This window comes from Herminiimonas arsenitoxidans (genome assembly GCF_900130075.1).
GTDB classification, from domain to species: Bacteria; Pseudomonadota; Gammaproteobacteria; order Burkholderiales; family Burkholderiaceae_D; genus Oxalicibacterium; species Oxalicibacterium arsenitoxidans.
This window is the reverse complement of the sequence record NZ_LT671418.1, coordinates 3,467,800-3,484,108: the sequence shown is the minus strand read 5'-3', so window position 1 is coordinate 3,484,108 and position 16,309 is coordinate 3,467,800. Positions and strand designations below refer to the sequence as shown.

Genomic DNA, 16,309 nt, shown 5'->3' with positions numbered 1-16,309 from the left:
GCTGGTATGTGATTGCTACCTGAATTTATGTTTGATCCCAGACGAGAAAGCGCACTGGCGTCGGGTTGTATGCGTTGCAGGGATTGTTGAGTTGCGGGCAGTTCGATACGAGCACCAGCACGTCCATCTCGGCGCGCATTTCCACATACTTGCCGGGTGCAGACAAACCGTCTTCAAAGGTCAGGCCGCCTGCTGCCGTCACCGGCACGTTCATGAAAAAGTTCACGTTCGGCACCAGATCGCGCTTGCCCATGCCGTTATCTGCATGCGCCAATGCGAGCAGATAGTTGTCGCGACAGCTATGCATGAATTTCTTTTGCGGCGAATAGCGCACCGTGTTGCTCTCAGCTGCGCACGCACCACCCAGAGTGTCGTGGCGACCGCAAGTGTCGGCAGTGATGGTCAACAACGGCCGGCCGCGATTGGACATCAGCACCGAACCAGTACTCAGATAAATGCCGCCCTGATGTTGCAAGGTGTCGGTGACGCTGTAGCTTTCAGCGGTATCGTCAGCGTTGTAGAAAATCGTATCGACTGCCTGATTGCCTTCCAGATCAACGATGCGAAAAATCTGTCCGCGCTTGACTGTATGCAGCCATGGTTCACCGGCTGGCTGGTAATGATCAAGAACGGCGGTGGATGCTTGCAATGTGCTTGTGCGTAATGTGTTCATGCTTTTCTAGCCTCCTAGCGATAAACCAATTCGGTGTTGTTATAGCCGCGACCGTTTTCCGGGCAGGACAAACGACAGATGTCGTCCGCGCCGGCGGTGCCGCTTTCCCATGCGATGACGGCGACTTTTTTCGGTGCGTATTCGGGATGAGGATCGAGCGGATGCGGTGCCGTCGATAGCGCGATCAAGGTATCCATCTCGAAACGCAATTCGACGAAACCACCTTTTTTCGAGTGATCTGGAACGAACTGAAAGCGACCGTCGCTATCGACCGCGACTTTGGAAAACAGATTGATGTTGGGTATCAGATCGCGCAGTCCCAATCCCCATTTACCCAGTTCCACCAGCATGCTGTCCTTGCCGTTGCGATACATCGCATTGCGGTGTTCCTGATAACGGTGCTCGCCGTATTTCTTCTGTACCAATGCGGCATCGGACAAGCCACACAAAGGGTCGTGCCAACCAACGGTGTCGGCGCTGATGGATGCCAGGATGCGACCCATATCGGAATACAGCACATTGCCGGTCGTCAGATGCGCTGTGTGTTGCGCCTTCAGCGTGTCGGGCACATTCAAGCGGTCCTGACGCTCGTCGGCGCGGTACAGCAAGACGGCGACATTGGCACCACCTTCCAGATCGACAAAGCGCAAAGTCGTGCCGCGACGCACGCGATACGACCAGTGGCCACCGCCGGGAAAGAGTTCAGTCCACAATATTTTTTCGCGCGGAAGATCGGATGCGAATTCCTGCGCATGTTCTGGCAGGTCAAACGTTGCCTGATTGATGGTAGTTGTCATCAGAGGTCTCCATGGTTCGATGAGTTATTCAGTGCGGGATCGGCAGTGCGCACCAGCTTGCTCAATTGCGCAAGGTCGGTCTTCATGCCTGAGGTTTCGCGTATGCGGTCCAGGATCTGCTTCTTGAGTGCGGCAAATTCTGGCGTCAGCTTCATGTCCAGATGACGCTCGGCGCCGAACGGCACCTCGACGATGCTGTCGATACGGCCGGGACGCGGTGCCATCACGACGACGCGCTGACCGAGATAGATCGCTTCTTCCACGTCATGCGTGACGAACACGATGGTGGTTTTTTCCAGTTTGTAGACGTAGCGGATCAGGTCGTGCATCACTTCGCGCGTTTGTGCATCGAGTGCGCCGAAGGGTTCATCCATCAGCAGCACGTCAGGCTGCACCATGAAGGCTCGCGCAATCGCCACGCGCTGTTGCATACCACCGGACAATTCCGCCGGGTAGGAATCGGCGACATGCGACAAACCCATCAGTTCGATCAAGGCATCGGCACGACCAGCAGCGAATTCCACATCGCTGGATGTCGTGTTCTCTCTATGGTGTTTGAGGCGACGACAAAACTTGATGTTCTCCGTCACGGTCAGCCACGGATACAGGCTGTAACTCTGGAACACCATCGCGCGATCCGAGCCGGGACCGTCGACCATTTTTCCGTTGCAGAAGATATCGCCGTCGGCATATTCTTCCAGCCCACCCAGCGTGCGCAGCAGCGTCGACTTGCCGCAACCGGATGCGCCTACCAGCGTGATGAACTCGCCGCTTTGCACTTCCAGATTGACGTTATTTAATGCATGCGTGCGACGTGCGCCCTGGCCGTAATATTTATCCAGACTGCGGATACTGATTTTGATATTTGCCATGATCAGCCTCGCAGATGGTGCCAACGGAAGCAGTGGCGATGCAGCCAGCGGAAGGCCAGATCGGTCAACAGACCGACCAAACCTATCAGCAGAATGCCGGCGAAGATCTTGTCGGTTTGCAGAAAGCGCTGCGCCTTCAGTATCGAGAATCCCAATCCCGAATTGGCCGCCACCAATTCCGCCACCACCAGATAAGTCCAGGCCAAACCCATATTGCAGCGCATGGTGTCCAGCATGGCCGGACGTGCTGCCGGGATCAGTACGTACTGCAGCACTTCGCCATCAGTGGCACCCATGGTCTTGGCAGCTTCCACTGCCGTGTTGGGTACACGTACGATATCGGCGGCTATCATCAACACCATTTGGAAAAAGGTGCCGATAAAAATGACGGTTACCTTAGCGCTCTCGTCAATGCCGACCCACAACAGAATGAGTGGAATAAACGCGACCGCCGGTAGATAGCGACTAAAGTCAGTCAGCGGCTCCAGCAAGGCTTTGGCTGGTGCATAGGTGCCGATCATGATGCCGACTGGTAGCGCGAGTACGGTCGCCGCGATGAAGCCGCCAAACACGCGACCGATACTGATGCCGACGTCGCTCATCAAATCGTCATTGATCAACCAGTCAGTCATGCGCTGCAAGACTTTCATCGGTGTCGGCAAGAAGACGGGATCGACCCAGGCCGAGGCCGACAAAATGAGCCAGCCGATGAAGGGCAGCAAAAAACCGGACACTGCGAGCGTCAGCATCACACTGCGCGGTATCGCGCCGCGCACTGCCCACGGTGAGCGACGATTGCGCGGCGTGTTGCGTAACACCACGGCGCGTTCCAAGGGAGGAAGTTTGGTCATGGCGCGCCTCAGCTTTTCAAGGCAGCGGTGATAATGAAGAAGCGCGTTTCCGGCAGAAATGCCGACTCTTCTTCCAACGTGAAATGATCTATATGGATATCGCCATCTGCTCTTCCCGATACAAACCAGGCAGGCAATAGACGAAGTAGACTTGCAGACAATGTGCGCAGGACGCGCGAAGCAAATAATGAACGCATGACAGCTTCCCCGGAGTGGATAAAATGAGAGGCGAGCGATCACATCCTTGTGATGGCCTCCCGGGTTTTTATCCCTCCGTGTAGCTCCGAACGATGGGCTGCCTGTTCGAAACCGGATGCTCTCGGACCAGTCATCGCTTGCGCGACCGGAACCCTAGCTTCCATGCTCAAGAAGCGCTTCGACTTTCGTCTAGACTCGCCTCTCGTTATCCCTTCTATAGCAACATTGGTGCCAGGGTTATTACGGTATAAAAGCAGTCATAAAAGCCGTGGCTTGCATTGCGATGACGCAAAAATCAAGATGAGCGCGCGCAGAAATAGTGCGTTTACAAACAAACGCTTCACGCATGTCCCTACTACGGTTCACCACTGTGCTGATGATGCGGGGAACTGTTTTGCTTATATAAATAGCAGTATTCAAATTCGCAGCTATAGTGAGAAAAAGCGTTCTATATACTATTTCCGCATAGCTACATGCAAAAAGGATCGTTTGGCTGCATAAGCAAATTTGTTATATTTCTTACTTCCCGGCATTTCTTGTCAGTTGTACCAGCCATATTGTTACTGCCTGGTGTAGATCGAAATGATCGTTGGCAGCCCTGAATTCTTATCAAGACGGAGTTATCCATGTTTAAAAAAATTATCTTGCTCTCCACAGCGGCAGTCGTGCTGTCTGGTACAGCCCACGCGCAAGAAAAGCCTTTGCTGAATGCATCCTATGACGTGGCGCGTGAAGTGTTCGCTGCCATCAACCCTAAATTCCAGGCTAAATGGAAAGCCGAAACCGGCCAGGATCTGAAGATCGATCAATCGTTTGCCGGCACCTCGCGTCAGGCGCAAGACATCATCCAGGGCAAAAAAGTGGATACCGTGACCTTTAACCAAGTCACCGACATCGACATCCTGGCGCAACGCGGCCTGGTGCGTAAGGATTGGCAAAAAGCCTTCCCTAACAATAGCTCGCCTTACTACAGCACCATCGCTTTCCTGGTGCGCAAGGGCAATCCTAAAAACATCAAGACCTGGGATGACCTGGTACGTGATGACGTGAAAGTCGTTTTCCCTAACCCGAAAACTTCCGGTAATGCACGCTACACCTACCTCGGCGCATGGCTGTACGCGAACGAGAAGTTCAAGGGTGACGAAGCTAAAACCAAGCAATTCGTCGGCAAACTGCTGCACAACGTTGTGAACTTCCCTACCGGTGGCCGTGGTGCAACCGTAGCATTTGCACAGAACAATCAAGGCGATGCATTGCTGACCTTTGAATCGGAAGTGATCAATATCGCCAAGAGCGATGAATTCAAGTCCGGTGCTTACGAAATCGTCGTACCACCAGTCTCCGTATTGGCTGAATTCCCGGTTGCTATCGTTGACAAAGTTGTCGATGAAAAAGGTACACGTAAAGTCGCTACGGCTTACCTGAACTATGAATACTCGCGTGAAATCCAATTGTTGCTGACCACCTTCAACTACCGCGTCCATCATCCAGATATCGCTAAAGTAGTTGCTGACCGTTACGCAAAAGTACGCTTGATCGATCCAACCAAAGTGCTGGGCTCATGGGATGACATTCAAGCCAAGCATTTTGCCGGTGGTGCCGTACTCGACCAGTTGCTGTCGCAACGTCGTTGATAGTGGGCTGACGACGTGAATAAACCGCTTCGTCAGCATCACTTTTGTCATACAGGATGATGGTGGTTTACAATGCCGCCATCCACGCGACCATCCGTTACTGGATGGTCGTTTGTTTTTACCTGTACCGTTTTGCAGTGACGCCGCACTGCCCTGACCCGCACATACCGTGAACCTGTCTCTTCGCTTCTTCCGTAGTACGCCTATCCTGCCGGGCTTTTCGATGAGCTTCGGCTTTTCGACGCTGTATATCAGCCTGGTGATCCTGTTGCCGATTTCGGCGCTGTTGCTGTACGTCAGCAGCATGAGCTGGGATCAATACTGGTTCGCGATTACCGATGCACGCGTGCTGCAAAGCTACAAGATCACGATACAAGGTGCGTTTTATTCCACCGTCGTCGTGACCTTTATCGGTTTTCTGCTGGCGTGGATCATTACCCGTTACGATTTTCCCGGCCGTCGCTTGATCGACTCGCTGGTTGATTTGCCGTTTGCCTTGCCGACTTCTGTCGCCGGCATCACGCTTTCCGCGCTGTTCATACCGACCGGCTGGCTCGGGCAATGGTTTGAAATATTCGGTATCAAGATTTCATACGCATTCCCCGGCATTGTTGTCGCGATGATTTTTACCAGTCTGCCTTTTATCGTCCGCTCGGTACAACCGGTGCTGGAAGATATGGAGAAGGAGCTGGAAGAAGCTGCGCTGATGCTGGGTGCGAACAAGTGGCAGATTTTCTGGCGTGTGATTTTGCCGACGCTGATCCCTGCGTTGATCACTGGCTCGTCACAAGCCTTCATCCGCAGCTTGGGTGAATTCGGTGCCGTCATCATGATCGCCGGCAATATTCCGTTCGAAACTGAAGTGACTTCGCTGATGCTGTTCGTGCGCCTGCAGGAGTACAACTACCCTGCCGCTGCCGCCATCGCTTCGGTCGTGCTGCTGGCCTCGCTCATCCTCTTGTTCCTGCTGCAAGTTGTGCAGGGACGATTCTTCAAGAAAGCTTAAGGGGATAAACATGGCGAAAGCAATCAAGCACCCTAACGAAACACATCAATGGATTTTGATCGGCCTCGGTATCGTCATGACGATACTGTTGCTGGTTCTGCCATTGGTCCTGATTTTCACGCAAGCCTTCAGCGGCGGCCTCGAACTCTTGTGGGCCAACCTAAATGAAGACTTCATGAAGCACGCGCTCGGCCTGACCTTAACGGCTGCCGTGCTGACTGTACCGATCAATCTGGTGTTCGGCATCTTGCTGGCGTGGTGCGTTACGCACTACGACTTCTTCGGTCGCCGCCTGTTGATCACACTGGTCGAAATTCCATACGCAACATCGCCTGTCGTTGCCGGCTTCTGTTATCTGGTGGTATATGGATTGGAAGGCACCATCGGTAAATGGTTGTACGCCAACGATGTGCAATTGATGTTTGCATGGCCAGGCATCATCATGGTCACGGTATTTGTTACCGCACCTTACATTGCACGCATCCTGATGCCGCTGATGCAAAAGCAAGGTACGGAAGAAGAAATTGCAGCACTGTCATTAGGTGCGACCGGCTGGCAGATTTTCTGGCGCGTGACTTTGCCAAATATTAAATGGGCATTGCTCTACGGCGCAGTCATTACCAATGCACGTGCCGTCGGTGAGTTCGGTGCCGTCGCCGTCGTATCCGGCACGATCATGAATCAAACCTTGACGCTGCCTTTACTGGTCGAGCAACTCAACAATGATTACAAGACAGCAGCCGCATTCACCGCTGCAGCATTACTGGCTTGCATGGCCTTGCTCACATTGATTTTGAAAACCGCAATGGAATGGCGTCAAGAAAGACGCGAAGCAGAACCAGACAACATCCACATGGGTTAATGCTCACGAAGCGGGATCACACAGAGGAATAGCAACAAGGCAACTATCAGTGTGAATCCCCATCCCGCTTCAAAATCAACTATCATTACGCACCGCTGCAGTTAAACCAATACGCAGCAAACATTTTCGTTTTGCGAAAATGTTCAATCAAGCATCGTTCGCCGGCACATCTGTGTGCCTTCATTTCCAACCATAGTCGGCAACTTGGCAAGTAAGCATGCCATTTGCACAATCAAGTCAGCGCCTTCCTACAAAGTTTTAGGATGATCGCTGATCGCCATCAAACGATGGCTCCTTTATTCTCGCAACTCAGGTCGCGCCCAAGGAATTAACTGGCGCAAGCCGTGCGATATGTCATCACAACCATCAGCAGCTTTCGAAATTTGATTGCTGTGATCAATAAGGATATCGACCATGTATAACCACCACGATGCAATCAACAATCCAACGTTCTCAATCAAAACCAGCAAACACATCCCTGATATGGATCATGCTCAGATTGGCAACGAACAAGACAGCAAAGACGAACCATGCTCGGATCTGAAAGATAAATCCGAATCGTCCAGCACCATCACCGTGGTTCCTTTCAGCAAAACGCAAACCGGCTCGTTTCAATAAGCCACTCTCGATCAGCTCCTTGCGCCTAGCGCGGGCTGATCATCGGTAAGTCAGCCATTCTTCAAACTTGCTGATTGTCCGATTACTCCCGTCCCTCACGCTTTACGCCTTGCCTGCGATCAACGCATCGGCAAGGCGTAATTGCATATACGTCATGAATGTCTTTGCTTGCATAAGCAACAATGACCATAATCATTCCAAGTATTAAGAATTAATATCTACCAAGCCTCTAAGAACATTGTCGTTCCGTCGGCCGTTGCATGATGCACATCCACCTACAAGGAGGACAGCATGTCGAACGAGATCCATACGCGTTGTTGTATAGCCGGAGGCGGTCCAGCTGGCATGATGTTGGGCTTGTTGCTGGCACGTGCAGGTATCGATGTCATCGTGCTGGAAAAGCATGGCGATTTTCTACGTGATTTTCGCGGTGACACGGTGCATCCATCCACACTGGAAGTCATGCATGAACTAGGCTTGTTGCAAGCCTTCTTGCAACGTCCACACGATGAAGCACGCGAGCTCAGTATTAACGTTTCTGGGCAGTCATTGGCGATAGCTGATTTTTCACGACTGCGTACGCAGTGCAAATTCATCGCCTTGATGCCGCAATGGGAATTCCTCGATTTCCTGCGTGATCATGCAGTGCTCTATCCCAATTTTCATCTGATGCAAAACGCTGAAGTCATCGACTTGCTGGAAGATGCAGATCGCGTAACGGGCGTACGTGTCGACACATCTGAAGGTCCGTTGATCGTGCATGCAGATCTGATCATCGGTGCCGATGGTCGACATTCTGTCGTACGCGATATCGCCAAGCTGACCGTGCGCAATCTAGGCGCGCCTATCGATGTCTTGTGGTTACGCATGCCGATGGAAGCAGGCGATCCGCCCGGCATGGGTGGACGATTGGATATAGGACAATTCTTCGTCATGCTGCATCGCGGGACTTACTGGCAATGCGCGTATGTGATTCCCAAAGGCGGGATTGAGGTAGTACATGCACGTGGACTGGATGCCTTCCGCACAGAGTTGAGCAAGATCGCCCCCATGTTTAGCAATCGGGTAGATACGCTGCAAAGTTGGGACGATATCAAGTTGTTGAGTGTCACCGTTGATAGGCTGGAACGCTGGTGGAAGCCAGGATTATTGTGCATAGGCGATGCTGCACACGCGATGTCGCCGATAGGTGGCATAGGCATCAATCTGGCGATTCAAGATGCGGTTGCAACGGCGAATATTCTGGCACGTTCTTTGGCAGATAAAAGCATCCGTGCGCAGTCCCTAACACCGTTGCTGGCACAAGTAGAAGCACGCCGCCTGTTCCCGACACGTGTCACGCAAGCACTGCAAGTCGCGATACAAAACCGCATACTGGTACCAGTAGTCAATCGCGCAGCAGATCGACCACTGACCATTCCATTCCCCTTGCGTATGCTGAATCGCTGGTCTTTACTACGCAGCATACCGGCATACATAGTCGGTATTGGCGTACGTCCAGAACATGTACATACACCAGCGATTCCTCTAGCTAAATAGAGAGCATTCAGCTCACGTAAAAGTTGCGATGCCGTTTATCCAATGGCATCGCATTTCATCATCGAATCAAACTTTCACGCGCAGCAGAACTGATGGCCACGACGGCAGGATGCGTCAATTGTCTTTCCACTGAAATCGCATAGAACTGTTCGGAAACTGCATTGGTGCGTCCAATCTCTGTCACGCCATATTGTTTTTTAATTTGATCGGCCACGGCGGATGGCGCGGCAAAAATACCTTTGCCAGCTTCACCAAATGCCTGCAATAAAGCACCGTCATCAAATTCGCCAATGATGCGCGGACGTACTTTTTCTTTTTCAAACCAGCGTATCAAACGCGGACGCACTGCGGCATCCTCGCCCGGCATGAGGAAAGGTGCGCCATCCAGACTTTTCGGGAAATCCTTCTTGTATTTTTTTGCCAGCTCATCGGTTGCAAAAAAAGTCATGCCGGATTCGCCCAGCAAATGGTTATAACCGCGCACATCGATATTTGCCGGCATAGGACTATCGGCAATCACAATATCCAGGCGATGTACGGCCAAATCGGCCAGCAGATTCGTCAGCTTGCCTTCGCGGCACACGATACGTAGCGATTCCGGCAACTCCATCGCCGGCTCCAGCAACAGATAGGCAATCGCCTTCGGCACGGCGTCAGCAACACCAACCCGGAATTGCAAAGGCCAACCGCCTGGACGGAAGCGCAGCACTTCCTGCAACTCTTCGCCCAGGGTAAAAATCTCATCCGCGTAACCCAGTACGACGCGCCCGGCATCGTTCAACTCCAGTCGCCGCCCAATGCGATTGAATAATTTATAACCCAGCACGTCTTCAAACAGACTGATCTGGCCGCTGATGGTTTGCGGCGTCAAATGCAGACGCTCACTGGCCTTGCCTATGCCACCGGATTTTGCGACCACCCAGAAGTAATGCAAATGCTTGTAATTTATTCCACTCATGAAACATCCCTCTTCTGTTTTTTCGAATGAAAAGTTGATTATATTCGAATTCTCAAGCAGTTAAAGAGCGGCTAGAGTGCACGGTATCGCTAGAAATAGCGAGCTAACCACGAGGATATCAACATGAAATGTCCGGCTTGCAATGAAATGCACCTGATCACATCTGATCGCCACGGAATTGAAATTGATTACTGCCCGAACTGCCGCGGTGTATGGCTGGATCGCGGCGAACTCGACAAGCTGATCGATAGATCCGCCAATGCCATGCCGCCAGAAGCACCACCGCCGCTGCCGCGTTATCGTGGCGAACGCAGCACTCCAGTGCGCACAACACAACACGGCTACAACAAAGAAGGCTACGGGCAAAAGAATAAAAAAGACCTGATCGGCGAATTATTCGATTTCTGAATAGTCTGTATGGATCGATGGCAACTTCGCCATCGATCTTTCTTTATCCTCGCAATATCCTCTTCATATCGCAGCACTACTCCGCTTAAATACATCTAAAAATCGTTATTTTGCATAGCTCTCATCAGGATGCAATGACCGCTCACACGCCTTAAATTTGAAAAATTTCCGCAGCAAGCTGCCAAGGAATGCTTTAAAGTAGCGAACGCCTGCCTTTGCACACGATCCTGCGCCTGCGCGCCTTCGTGCCTCCCCAAGCAAATGCACTCCTCACGCAGGCACCAGAACAGCAAACGAAAGAAAGAAATTCATGGATACAGCAAAAGCCGCACTGAAGCGTCTGCGCGATGGCAACAGCCGTTTCGTCGCAGATATCCGTAAAAATGCCTCGTCTCTCGCACGCCGCAGCGAAGTCGTCGATGGCCAGGAACCGTTCGCCATCATTCTCGGCTGCTCGGATTCTCGCGTACCGGCAGAACTGGTGTTCGATCAGGGGCTGGGTGATTTATTCGTGATCCGCGTCGCCGGCAACATCGTGGCGCCATCGCAGGTAGGTAGTGTGGAATTCGCTGCCGAACGATATCGCACCAAGCTGGTGGTCGTACTCGGCCATTCGCAATGTGGCGCCATCCTCGCAACACTGGAAGAACTCAAGCGTCCAAGTGAAAACCAGTCACGCAACCTGAAATCCATCGTTGACCGCATCCGTCCTTCCGTCGAAACCCTGATGGAAACCGACCTGAAACACGATCATGATGCGCTGGTCCATCAATCGGTACGCGCGAATATCCGCGCTTCGGTCAACCACTTGCGCCACGGTTCGGAATTGCTGGAAAACCTGATTCAAAACGAAGGTTTGCTAGTGGTCGGTGCCGAGTATTCACTGGAAACCGGTGAAGTGGAATTCTTCGACGGCATCCCTGCCGGCTTCTGACGTTCGCTACACTTCAATACGCGCAGGATCGCTGATGCCATCCTGCGAGCTGTCTATCAATATTCCAGACTGAGCGTGATCGAGCCATAGCTTTGCGGCTTGACCTGGCCACGGAATTCCTTGCTGCGCAAATATTGTGCGTAAGTGATTTTTCCACCTACCCACTGCCACGCAATACCCGCTGCGACATCCCCGACGAAATAGCGCTTCGACACGCTATGACTATCGGAGAAGGTATTCCCGTCCAGAAAAATATTGCGCGCCACGGCACGTGCATCCACTGAGACAAAAGCATGTATGCCGCCATCCGCTAATCGATGCGACACATTCATCGGCAATGGCGCATTGCTATCGCTGGCTGGACGTATCGGCGAAGTACCAAAATCGTTAGGCAAATAAGTACCTATACGCACTTCCATCCCGGTATTCAGATATGTCTTCACATTACCCAGGCTATAGCCGTAATGCGTAATCGCGTCGATCTTCGGCCCATTTGGCCTTGAGTAATTGAATATCTTGGTTTTTCTTTCCTTCACGAACTGAATGCCTAACTCATTGTTGAGTTGATTACTCCAGCCCTGAAAGCGATCGATGCCGCGTATGCGATGGATAAAGTCCTGTGACTGTTTTGCCAGTGATGCCGGCCCCACCATACCGATATCGATTTCGGTAACTTCCATATCCTTGTCATTGCGCGCGTTGTAGGCAAGTCCAAGGTAAAGCCAGCCGGCATACGGCCTGTCATTGACGATCAAATCGCTACGATACTTGTCGGTAGGCGTATAAATTTCCTGCCCGAAACTGACCACCATATTGCGCGTATCGAATACACCCGGCTGCACCATTTCTGAAATACGATTCAGCTGCCGCACCCATTTCGGCAGACAGGGATCGTGGATGTAATCTTCCAGATTGGCCGATACCCAGGAGAATTTCGCGCCGCTGGTGTAATTGTTGTCCGTCCCTGCGAACAAATCGTTTTCGTAATAAAAGTTATATACGTCAGGATATTTTTTCAAAGCCCGGACACCCGGCTTGGATGTACACACTTCGTCGACATCATTATCAGCAAAGGCAGCGCCAGATGAGATGGTGAGCAAGGCCATAGCGGCCAGATGAAGAAAACAGGTTCGGGACAAGCGATCTATATGCATTAATTAAGTGAGGTAGAAATGTTTACCGCGTACTGGCGGGAACGCAAATCGAATAGTATTGTCAATCTGTACCGGCTAAACAGTTAAACAAAGACTACTTGCCGCTATCGTCGGCGTCAAGACACGCAACGTCTAGCAAAGTAATTGAATATTGTAGCTACGCACCTTCAGCCGATTCATCCCATGCTTTTTTCAGGACAATAAAATGAAATCATTCCGCTCAGTGCTCACCCTGCTCGCGCTATCCATGCTCGTAACTGCCTGCGCACAATTCAAATCGGAGAAGACCGTGCCGCTTTCCGGCCGCGTCAGTGGCAGCGTTATTTATAAAGAGCGTATTGCCTTGCCACCGGATGCCAAAATCGTTGTGACGCTGGAAGATGTCAGCTTTGCCGATAAGAGCAGCACATTTATTGCGCAACAAACCCTGCGTCCAACGGGACAAGTGCCTATCCCTTTTGATTTGCGCTATATTCCGTCGGCCATCGACCTACGTCATCGCTATGTCGTGCGCGCTGTCATCCTGGATAATCAGGATGCACTCATGTGGACATCGACAGAATCCTATCCCGTCTTGTTCAATGAACCGGAAAAACCACTCACCATCATGCTGCAACGCGTAGCTGAGACGGTGACACCAAAGAGCAATGCCGTTGCCGCATTCAAATGTGATGACCTTGAATTTATTGCCAAATTCCCGAATACGGACAAGGTAGAAATCCTGCTGGCAGGACGCACACTGGCGCTGCCACACGTGATCTCCGGCTCCGGTGCGCGCTACTCCGATGGTTCCACTACGTTCTGGGGTAAAGGTAATGAAGCTTTGTTTGAAATGAACGGCATCAGCTACAAAGGTTGCAAAACCGATCCACTGCAACAACCCGCTCCAGGCAAGTAAGCAAACTATCCGATCAAACGCGCTGCCAGACCAAGAGTCGATTATTGGCTGGCATCACATGATCAGCATGTAGTTCCAAGCCCTGCTCTTTCGCCAACGAGATGATCGCTTCGCTATCCCGGATACCCATGTGCGGTGTCTGCGCACGCAACGTGGCATCGAATTGCGCATTACCCTGACTGGTGAATTGCCCGTTGTAATTGAACGGACCGTAGACGCACATTTTGCCGCCTGACTTCAATCTCTGCGCCGCACCGACGAACATCGCTTCAACCTGATGCCAGGCCATGATGTGACAGGTATTCGCCGTGAAGACAGCATCAAATAATTCTGTCGGCCATTCCGGCTTCTCCATATCCAAGACCAAAGGCGACAGCACATTCGGCAACTGCGCTTCCTGCATCCACGCATTGATACTCGGATGGTTCTGCGCCAGATCGCTGGTTTGCCATATCAAATGCGGCAGATGCGCAGCGAAAAAAACCGCGTGTTGCCCGGTGCCGCTACCGATTTCAAGTACGCGCGTGCAATCACTCAACTCCTCTTGCAAGACAACAAGGATGGGATCGCGATTACGTTCGCTGGCGCTGGAAAATTGCTTAGTCATGATGAATAATTCTTAGATGGGTGACAGGCTGTATCGTATGCCGATGAAGTCACGATACAGATAAGGATACGCTCCACAGGCCTGCGCGTTGCAAACAGAAGCTACGTTTCTCGGCAGCACTCAAACGCTTCATTGCATATTCTGCTTTTGATGCAGTGGAACGATCCGGATACTCAACGATGGCCAGCAAACGTCGCGGTGGATGTGAGCGCGTGTAGCGCGCTCCCTTGCCCTTTGCATGTGCGCCATAACGCGCAGCGACATCGACCGCAATACCGGTATAGATGCTGCCGTTCTTGCATTCGAGTAGATAAAGAAACCATGTCATGGGTCGATAGTATAAAGAGCTTTCGCCTCGGGCTCTTCATCTAACCATTGCGAAAGTTTCGTTATACTGCAACGACACTATCCTGCCCATGTACGCTATATGAAAACCATCAGCCATACACTGCGCTTATATGTGACAGCTTTGCTGATCTGCATGGCAGGCAGTTATGCACACGCCGCAGAACCTGTATTGGAACTGGTATTCAGCAATCAACATCAAAAGCTGGCGCGTGCCGACTTACTCAAACATCCCGCTTTACGCACCATCACGATTCCCGCTGATGTCTCCTACAAACGGCCTATGGAATATCGTGCACTGCCCTTGCTATCGATATTGCGAGATGTGAGCAAGGTAGAGACGGTGCAATTCAAGGCGGAGGATGGCTTTGTCGCCAACATCCCAACTCAACTATTAACAGGTGCAGCAGAACCATGGCTGGCGATTGAACCGGTCAACGCACCGTGGCCGACATTGAAGTCGGGTGGCCGCAGCGCCGGTCCTTTTTATCTGGTCTGGTTAAAGCCGGAGAAAAGCGGCATCACGCAAGAGCAATGGCCGTATCAAATTGCGCAGATCAGCGAAGTCACACCACTACAAACCCGTTATCCGCAAATCCTGCCGAACTCATCCACCGACAGTGCTGAATACCGTGGCATGCACATCTACACCGTACATTGCGCAAGCTGCCATCAAATCAATGGCGGCGGCGATGCGGCTATCGGGCCGGATTTGAATAAACCCTTCAATCCAACCGAATATTTTCAGTCTGCGTTTTTACGTCTATACATACGCGATCCAGCAGCAGTCCGAACATGGCCGCAGCTGACGATGCCGGGATTTTCCGACACCGTCATGACTGATACGCAGTTGGATGACTTGATGGCGTATTTACGCCAGATGGCGCGGCAGAAATAATCTGCTGCGAAGGAAGAAGTTAGTTGGCGGATGTAGCCTGTTCATCGGTAAAGAAACGCGGCTGCATCTCTTCCAAGCCCAGAGTCTGCAACACTTCCTGCAAGCGTTCAGTTGGACGTTTACGTGGCAAGTCCTTGTAGCTGGCGATGATTAATTCGTTTTTCATCGAATGCTCCCAACCGACGAGCTCGGTCACATTGACTTGATAACCGTGCGCTTCCAGTTGCAGGCAGCGTAATACATTGGTGACCTGGCTGCCGAACTCGCGCGTATGCAGCGGATGACGCCAGATTTCCGTCAGGGCACTTTTCGCCAGCGTCTTGCCTTTGTTCTTCTTCAGAACAGAAGCCACTTCAGCCTGGCAACATGGCACCAGCACGATGAACTTGGCCTGCTTCTTCAATGCGAAATGAATCGCGTCGTCAGTTGCGGTATTACATGCGTGCAGTGCGGTGACGACATCGATTTTCTCCGGCAGCAAATCCGACGTGATTGATTCTGCAACCGACAGATTCAGGAAAGACATACCGGGGAAATCCAGCTTCTTCGCCAATGCTTCCGACTTCTGTACCAGCTCGTCACGCGTTTCTATGCCGTAGATGCGCGATTGATCCTTGCGTTCCTTGAAGAACAAGTCGTACAGAATAAAGCCCAGATACGATTTGCCTGCACCATGATCGGCCAGTGTGATGTCCGGGTGATCGTTCTGGATTTCCTGCAATAGCGGCTCAATGAATTGATAGAGGTGATACACCTGCTTGAGCTTGCGACGGCTATCCTGATTCAATTTTCCGTCGCGTGTGAGGATATGCAACTCCTTCAGCAACTCGATGGATTGGCCGGGCCGTATTTCATGTGTGTTGCTCATCTTGCAAACTTCCGTGATCTTCAGTGTCGTCACTATAGGGATTTTGCCGATAACCGGCAAGCGCTGTGCCCATGCCAGCAATAGCTTGCCCCTCGGACAAGTACGATATTCACAGCTTGGAGGCAGATAAAAGGATGGTTTGTCTAAATGCCATATCAAATGCTGCTAAGCTTGCAACACCGGACAGAT

The 16,309-nt window shown here is 51.8% G+C and carries 19 protein-coding genes and 1 riboswitch; of the genes, 9 read left to right on the top strand and 10 right to left on the bottom strand.

Features of this window, described 5'->3' with window-relative positions; genetic code table 11:
• Nucleotides 1-25: 25 nt before the first annotated feature.
• The 5 genes from BQ6873_RS16435 to BQ6873_RS16415 are packed head-to-tail and all read right to left on the bottom strand — an operon-like array spanning nucleotide 26 to nucleotide 3,390.
• Nucleotides 26-673, bottom strand: coding sequence for an urea amidolyase associated protein UAAP2 (locus BQ6873_RS16435; RefSeq protein ID WP_076593624.1), 648 nt, complete (start codon nucleotides 671-673; stop codon nucleotides 26-28).
• A gap of 14 nt (nucleotides 674-687) precedes the next feature.
• Nucleotides 688-1,470 carry an urea amidolyase associated protein UAAP1 gene (locus tag BQ6873_RS16430; protein ID WP_083664496.1) on the bottom strand — a complete coding sequence of 261 codons (783 nt, stop codon included), beginning with the start codon at nucleotides 1,468-1,470 and terminating at the stop codon, nucleotides 688-690.
• A complete protein-coding gene (locus BQ6873_RS16425; protein WP_076593623.1) occupies nucleotides 1,470-2,342 on the bottom strand; it encodes an ABC transporter ATP-binding protein in 873 nt (290 codons plus the stop codon). The genes BQ6873_RS16430 and BQ6873_RS16425 overlap by 1 nt, the downstream gene beginning before the upstream one ends.
• A gap of 2 nt (nucleotides 2,343-2,344) precedes the next feature.
• The gene (locus BQ6873_RS16420; RefSeq protein ID WP_076593622.1) at nucleotides 2,345-3,193 is read right to left on the bottom strand and encodes an ABC transporter permease; all 849 of its coding nucleotides are present in this window, start codon (nucleotides 3,191-3,193) and stop codon (nucleotides 2,345-2,347) included.
• Nucleotides 3,194-3,201: 8 nt separating this feature from the next.
• The gene (locus tag BQ6873_RS16415) at nucleotides 3,202-3,390 is read right to left on the bottom strand and encodes a hypothetical protein (RefSeq protein WP_076593621.1); all 189 of its coding nucleotides are present in this window, start codon (nucleotides 3,388-3,390) and stop codon (nucleotides 3,202-3,204) included.
• Between the two features lie 55 nt (nucleotides 3,391-3,445).
• Nucleotides 3,446-3,559, bottom strand: a riboswitch (guanidine-I (ykkC/yxkD leader).
• A gap of 458 nt (nucleotides 3,560-4,017) precedes the next feature.
• Between BQ6873_RS16415 and cysP the strand changes: the two genes are divergently transcribed.
• The 5 genes from cysP (at nucleotide 4,018) to BQ6873_RS16390 (ending at nucleotide 9,050) form a co-directional block, all read left to right on the top strand.
• The gene (gene cysP, locus BQ6873_RS16410) at nucleotides 4,018-5,025 is read left to right on the top strand and encodes a thiosulfate ABC transporter substrate-binding protein CysP (protein ID WP_076593620.1); all 1,008 of its coding nucleotides are present in this window, start codon (nucleotides 4,018-4,020) and stop codon (nucleotides 5,023-5,025) included.
• A gap of 169 nt (nucleotides 5,026-5,194) precedes the next feature.
• Entirely contained in the window at nucleotides 5,195-6,031 is an 837-nt protein-coding gene (cysT, locus tag BQ6873_RS16405) for a sulfate ABC transporter permease subunit CysT (protein WP_076593619.1), read from the top strand.
• A 10-nt stretch (nucleotides 6,032-6,041) separates the two neighbouring features.
• Nucleotides 6,042-6,893: a sulfate ABC transporter permease subunit CysW gene (cysW, locus tag BQ6873_RS16400; RefSeq protein WP_076593618.1), complete on the top strand. Its 852-nt coding sequence runs from the start codon at nucleotides 6,042-6,044 to the stop codon at nucleotides 6,891-6,893.
• 414 nt (nucleotides 6,894-7,307) lie between these two features.
• The gene (locus tag BQ6873_RS16395; RefSeq protein ID WP_076593617.1) at nucleotides 7,308-7,511 is read left to right on the top strand and encodes a hypothetical protein; all 204 of its coding nucleotides are present in this window, start codon (nucleotides 7,308-7,310) and stop codon (nucleotides 7,509-7,511) included.
• 291 nt (nucleotides 7,512-7,802) lie between these two features.
• The gene (locus tag BQ6873_RS16390; protein WP_076593616.1) at nucleotides 7,803-9,050 is read left to right on the top strand and encodes an FAD-dependent oxidoreductase; all 1,248 of its coding nucleotides are present in this window, start codon (nucleotides 7,803-7,805) and stop codon (nucleotides 9,048-9,050) included.
• A 58-nt stretch (nucleotides 9,051-9,108) separates the two neighbouring features.
• Here BQ6873_RS16390 and nhaR read toward each other — a convergent pair whose 3' ends face one another.
• Nucleotides 9,109-10,008 (bottom strand): transcriptional activator NhaR, encoded by a 900-nt coding sequence (gene nhaR / locus BQ6873_RS16385; RefSeq protein ID WP_076593615.1) that lies wholly within the window; start codon nucleotides 10,006-10,008, stop codon nucleotides 9,109-9,111.
• A gap of 123 nt (nucleotides 10,009-10,131) precedes the next feature.
• Here nhaR and BQ6873_RS16380 point away from each other — a divergent pair, with 123 nt between their 5' ends.
• Together BQ6873_RS16380 and BQ6873_RS16375 are read left to right on the top strand one after the other, a co-directional pair.
• Nucleotides 10,132-10,416 (top strand): TFIIB-type zinc ribbon-containing protein, encoded by a 285-nt coding sequence (locus tag BQ6873_RS16380; protein WP_076593614.1) that lies wholly within the window; start codon nucleotides 10,132-10,134, stop codon nucleotides 10,414-10,416.
• A 310-nt stretch (nucleotides 10,417-10,726) separates the two neighbouring features.
• Complete coding sequence (locus tag BQ6873_RS16375) at nucleotides 10,727-11,350, top strand: carbonic anhydrase (protein ID WP_076593613.1); 624 nt, start codon at nucleotides 10,727-10,729, stop codon at nucleotides 11,348-11,350.
• A 56-nt stretch (nucleotides 11,351-11,406) separates the two neighbouring features.
• On the opposite strand, the gene BQ6873_RS16370 is transcribed toward BQ6873_RS16375, so the two are convergent.
• Complete coding sequence (locus BQ6873_RS16370; protein WP_231949382.1) at nucleotides 11,407-12,456, bottom strand: lipid A deacylase LpxR family protein; 1,050 nt, start codon at nucleotides 12,454-12,456, stop codon at nucleotides 11,407-11,409.
• 253 nt (nucleotides 12,457-12,709) lie between these two features.
• On the opposite strand from BQ6873_RS16370, the gene BQ6873_RS16365 reads away from it, so the two are divergent.
• Nucleotides 12,710-13,402, top strand: a complete 693-nt coding sequence (locus BQ6873_RS16365) for a YbaY family lipoprotein (protein WP_076593611.1) — start codon at nucleotides 12,710-12,712, stop codon at nucleotides 13,400-13,402.
• Between the two features lie 13 nt (nucleotides 13,403-13,415).
• On the opposite strand, the gene BQ6873_RS16360 is transcribed toward BQ6873_RS16365, so the two are convergent.
• Together BQ6873_RS16360 and BQ6873_RS16355 are read right to left on the bottom strand one after the other, a co-directional pair.
• Nucleotides 13,416-14,009 (bottom strand): DUF938 domain-containing protein, encoded by a 594-nt coding sequence (locus tag BQ6873_RS16360; RefSeq protein WP_076593610.1) that lies wholly within the window; start codon nucleotides 14,007-14,009, stop codon nucleotides 13,416-13,418.
• 49 nt (nucleotides 14,010-14,058) lie between these two features.
• On the bottom strand, nucleotides 14,059-14,337 hold the full coding sequence (locus BQ6873_RS16355) for a GIY-YIG nuclease family protein (protein WP_076593609.1): 279 nt from the start codon (nucleotides 14,335-14,337) through the stop codon (nucleotides 14,059-14,061).
• A 99-nt stretch (nucleotides 14,338-14,436) separates the two neighbouring features.
• Here BQ6873_RS16355 and BQ6873_RS16350 point away from each other — a divergent pair, with 99 nt between their 5' ends.
• Nucleotides 14,437-15,252, top strand: a complete 816-nt coding sequence (locus BQ6873_RS16350; RefSeq protein WP_083664495.1) for a cytochrome c — start codon at nucleotides 14,437-14,439, stop codon at nucleotides 15,250-15,252.
• 19 nt (nucleotides 15,253-15,271) lie between these two features.
• Here the strand turns inward: BQ6873_RS16350 and BQ6873_RS16345 are convergent, their stop codons facing one another.
• The gene (locus tag BQ6873_RS16345; protein WP_076594184.1) at nucleotides 15,272-16,120 is read right to left on the bottom strand and encodes a class I SAM-dependent methyltransferase; all 849 of its coding nucleotides are present in this window, start codon (nucleotides 16,118-16,120) and stop codon (nucleotides 15,272-15,274) included.
• Between the last annotated feature and the right edge of the window lie 189 nt (nucleotides 16,121-16,309).

Bases quoted from the DNA above. Each gene is read 5' to 3' on its own strand.
- BQ6873_RS16390 (WP_076593616.1), top strand. From the start codon at position 7,803: ATGTCGAACGAGATCCATACGCGTTGTTGTATAGCCGGAGGCGGTCCA.
- BQ6873_RS16375 (WP_076593613.1), top strand. From the start codon at position 10,727: ATGGATACAGCAAAAGCCGCACTGAAGCGTCTGCGCGATGGCAACAGC.
- BQ6873_RS16395 (WP_076593617.1), top strand. From the start codon at position 7,308: ATGTATAACCACCACGATGCAATCAACAATCCAACGTTCTCAATCAAA.
- BQ6873_RS16430 (WP_083664496.1), bottom strand. From the start codon at position 1,470: ATGACAACTACCATCAATCAGGCAACGTTTGACCTGCCAGAACATGCG.
- BQ6873_RS16425 (WP_076593623.1), bottom strand. From the start codon at position 2,342: ATGGCAAATATCAAAATCAGTATCCGCAGTCTGGATAAATATTACGGC.
- cysW (WP_076593618.1), top strand. From the start codon at position 6,042: ATGGCGAAAGCAATCAAGCACCCTAACGAAACACATCAATGGATTTTG.
- BQ6873_RS16365 (WP_076593611.1), top strand. From the start codon at position 12,710: ATGAAATCATTCCGCTCAGTGCTCACCCTGCTCGCGCTATCCATGCTC.
- BQ6873_RS16415 (WP_076593621.1), bottom strand. From the start codon at position 3,390: ATGCGTTCATTATTTGCTTCGCGCGTCCTGCGCACATTGTCTGCAAGT.
- BQ6873_RS16350 (WP_083664495.1), top strand. From the start codon at position 14,437: ATGAAAACCATCAGCCATACACTGCGCTTATATGTGACAGCTTTGCTG.
- BQ6873_RS16345 (WP_076594184.1), bottom strand. From the start codon at position 16,120: ATGAGCAACACACATGAAATACGGCCCGGCCAATCCATCGAGTTGCTG.
- BQ6873_RS16420 (WP_076593622.1), bottom strand. From the start codon at position 3,193: ATGACCAAACTTCCTCCCTTGGAACGCGCCGTGGTGTTACGCAACACG.
- BQ6873_RS16355 (WP_076593609.1), bottom strand. From the start codon at position 14,337: ATGACATGGTTTCTTTATCTACTCGAATGCAAGAACGGCAGCATCTAT.
- BQ6873_RS16435 (WP_076593624.1), bottom strand. From the start codon at position 673: ATGAACACATTACGCACAAGCACATTGCAAGCATCCACCGCCGTTCTT.
- cysP (WP_076593620.1), top strand. From the start codon at position 4,018: ATGTTTAAAAAAATTATCTTGCTCTCCACAGCGGCAGTCGTGCTGTCT.
- BQ6873_RS16380 (WP_076593614.1), top strand. From the start codon at position 10,132: ATGAAATGTCCGGCTTGCAATGAAATGCACCTGATCACATCTGATCGC.
- nhaR (WP_076593615.1), bottom strand. From the start codon at position 10,008: ATGAGTGGAATAAATTACAAGCATTTGCATTACTTCTGGGTGGTCGCA.
- BQ6873_RS16360 (WP_076593610.1), bottom strand. From the start codon at position 14,009: ATGACTAAGCAATTTTCCAGCGCCAGCGAACGTAATCGCGATCCCATC.
- BQ6873_RS16370 (WP_231949382.1), bottom strand. From the start codon at position 12,456: ATGGCCTTGCTCACCATCTCATCTGGCGCTGCCTTTGCTGATAATGAT.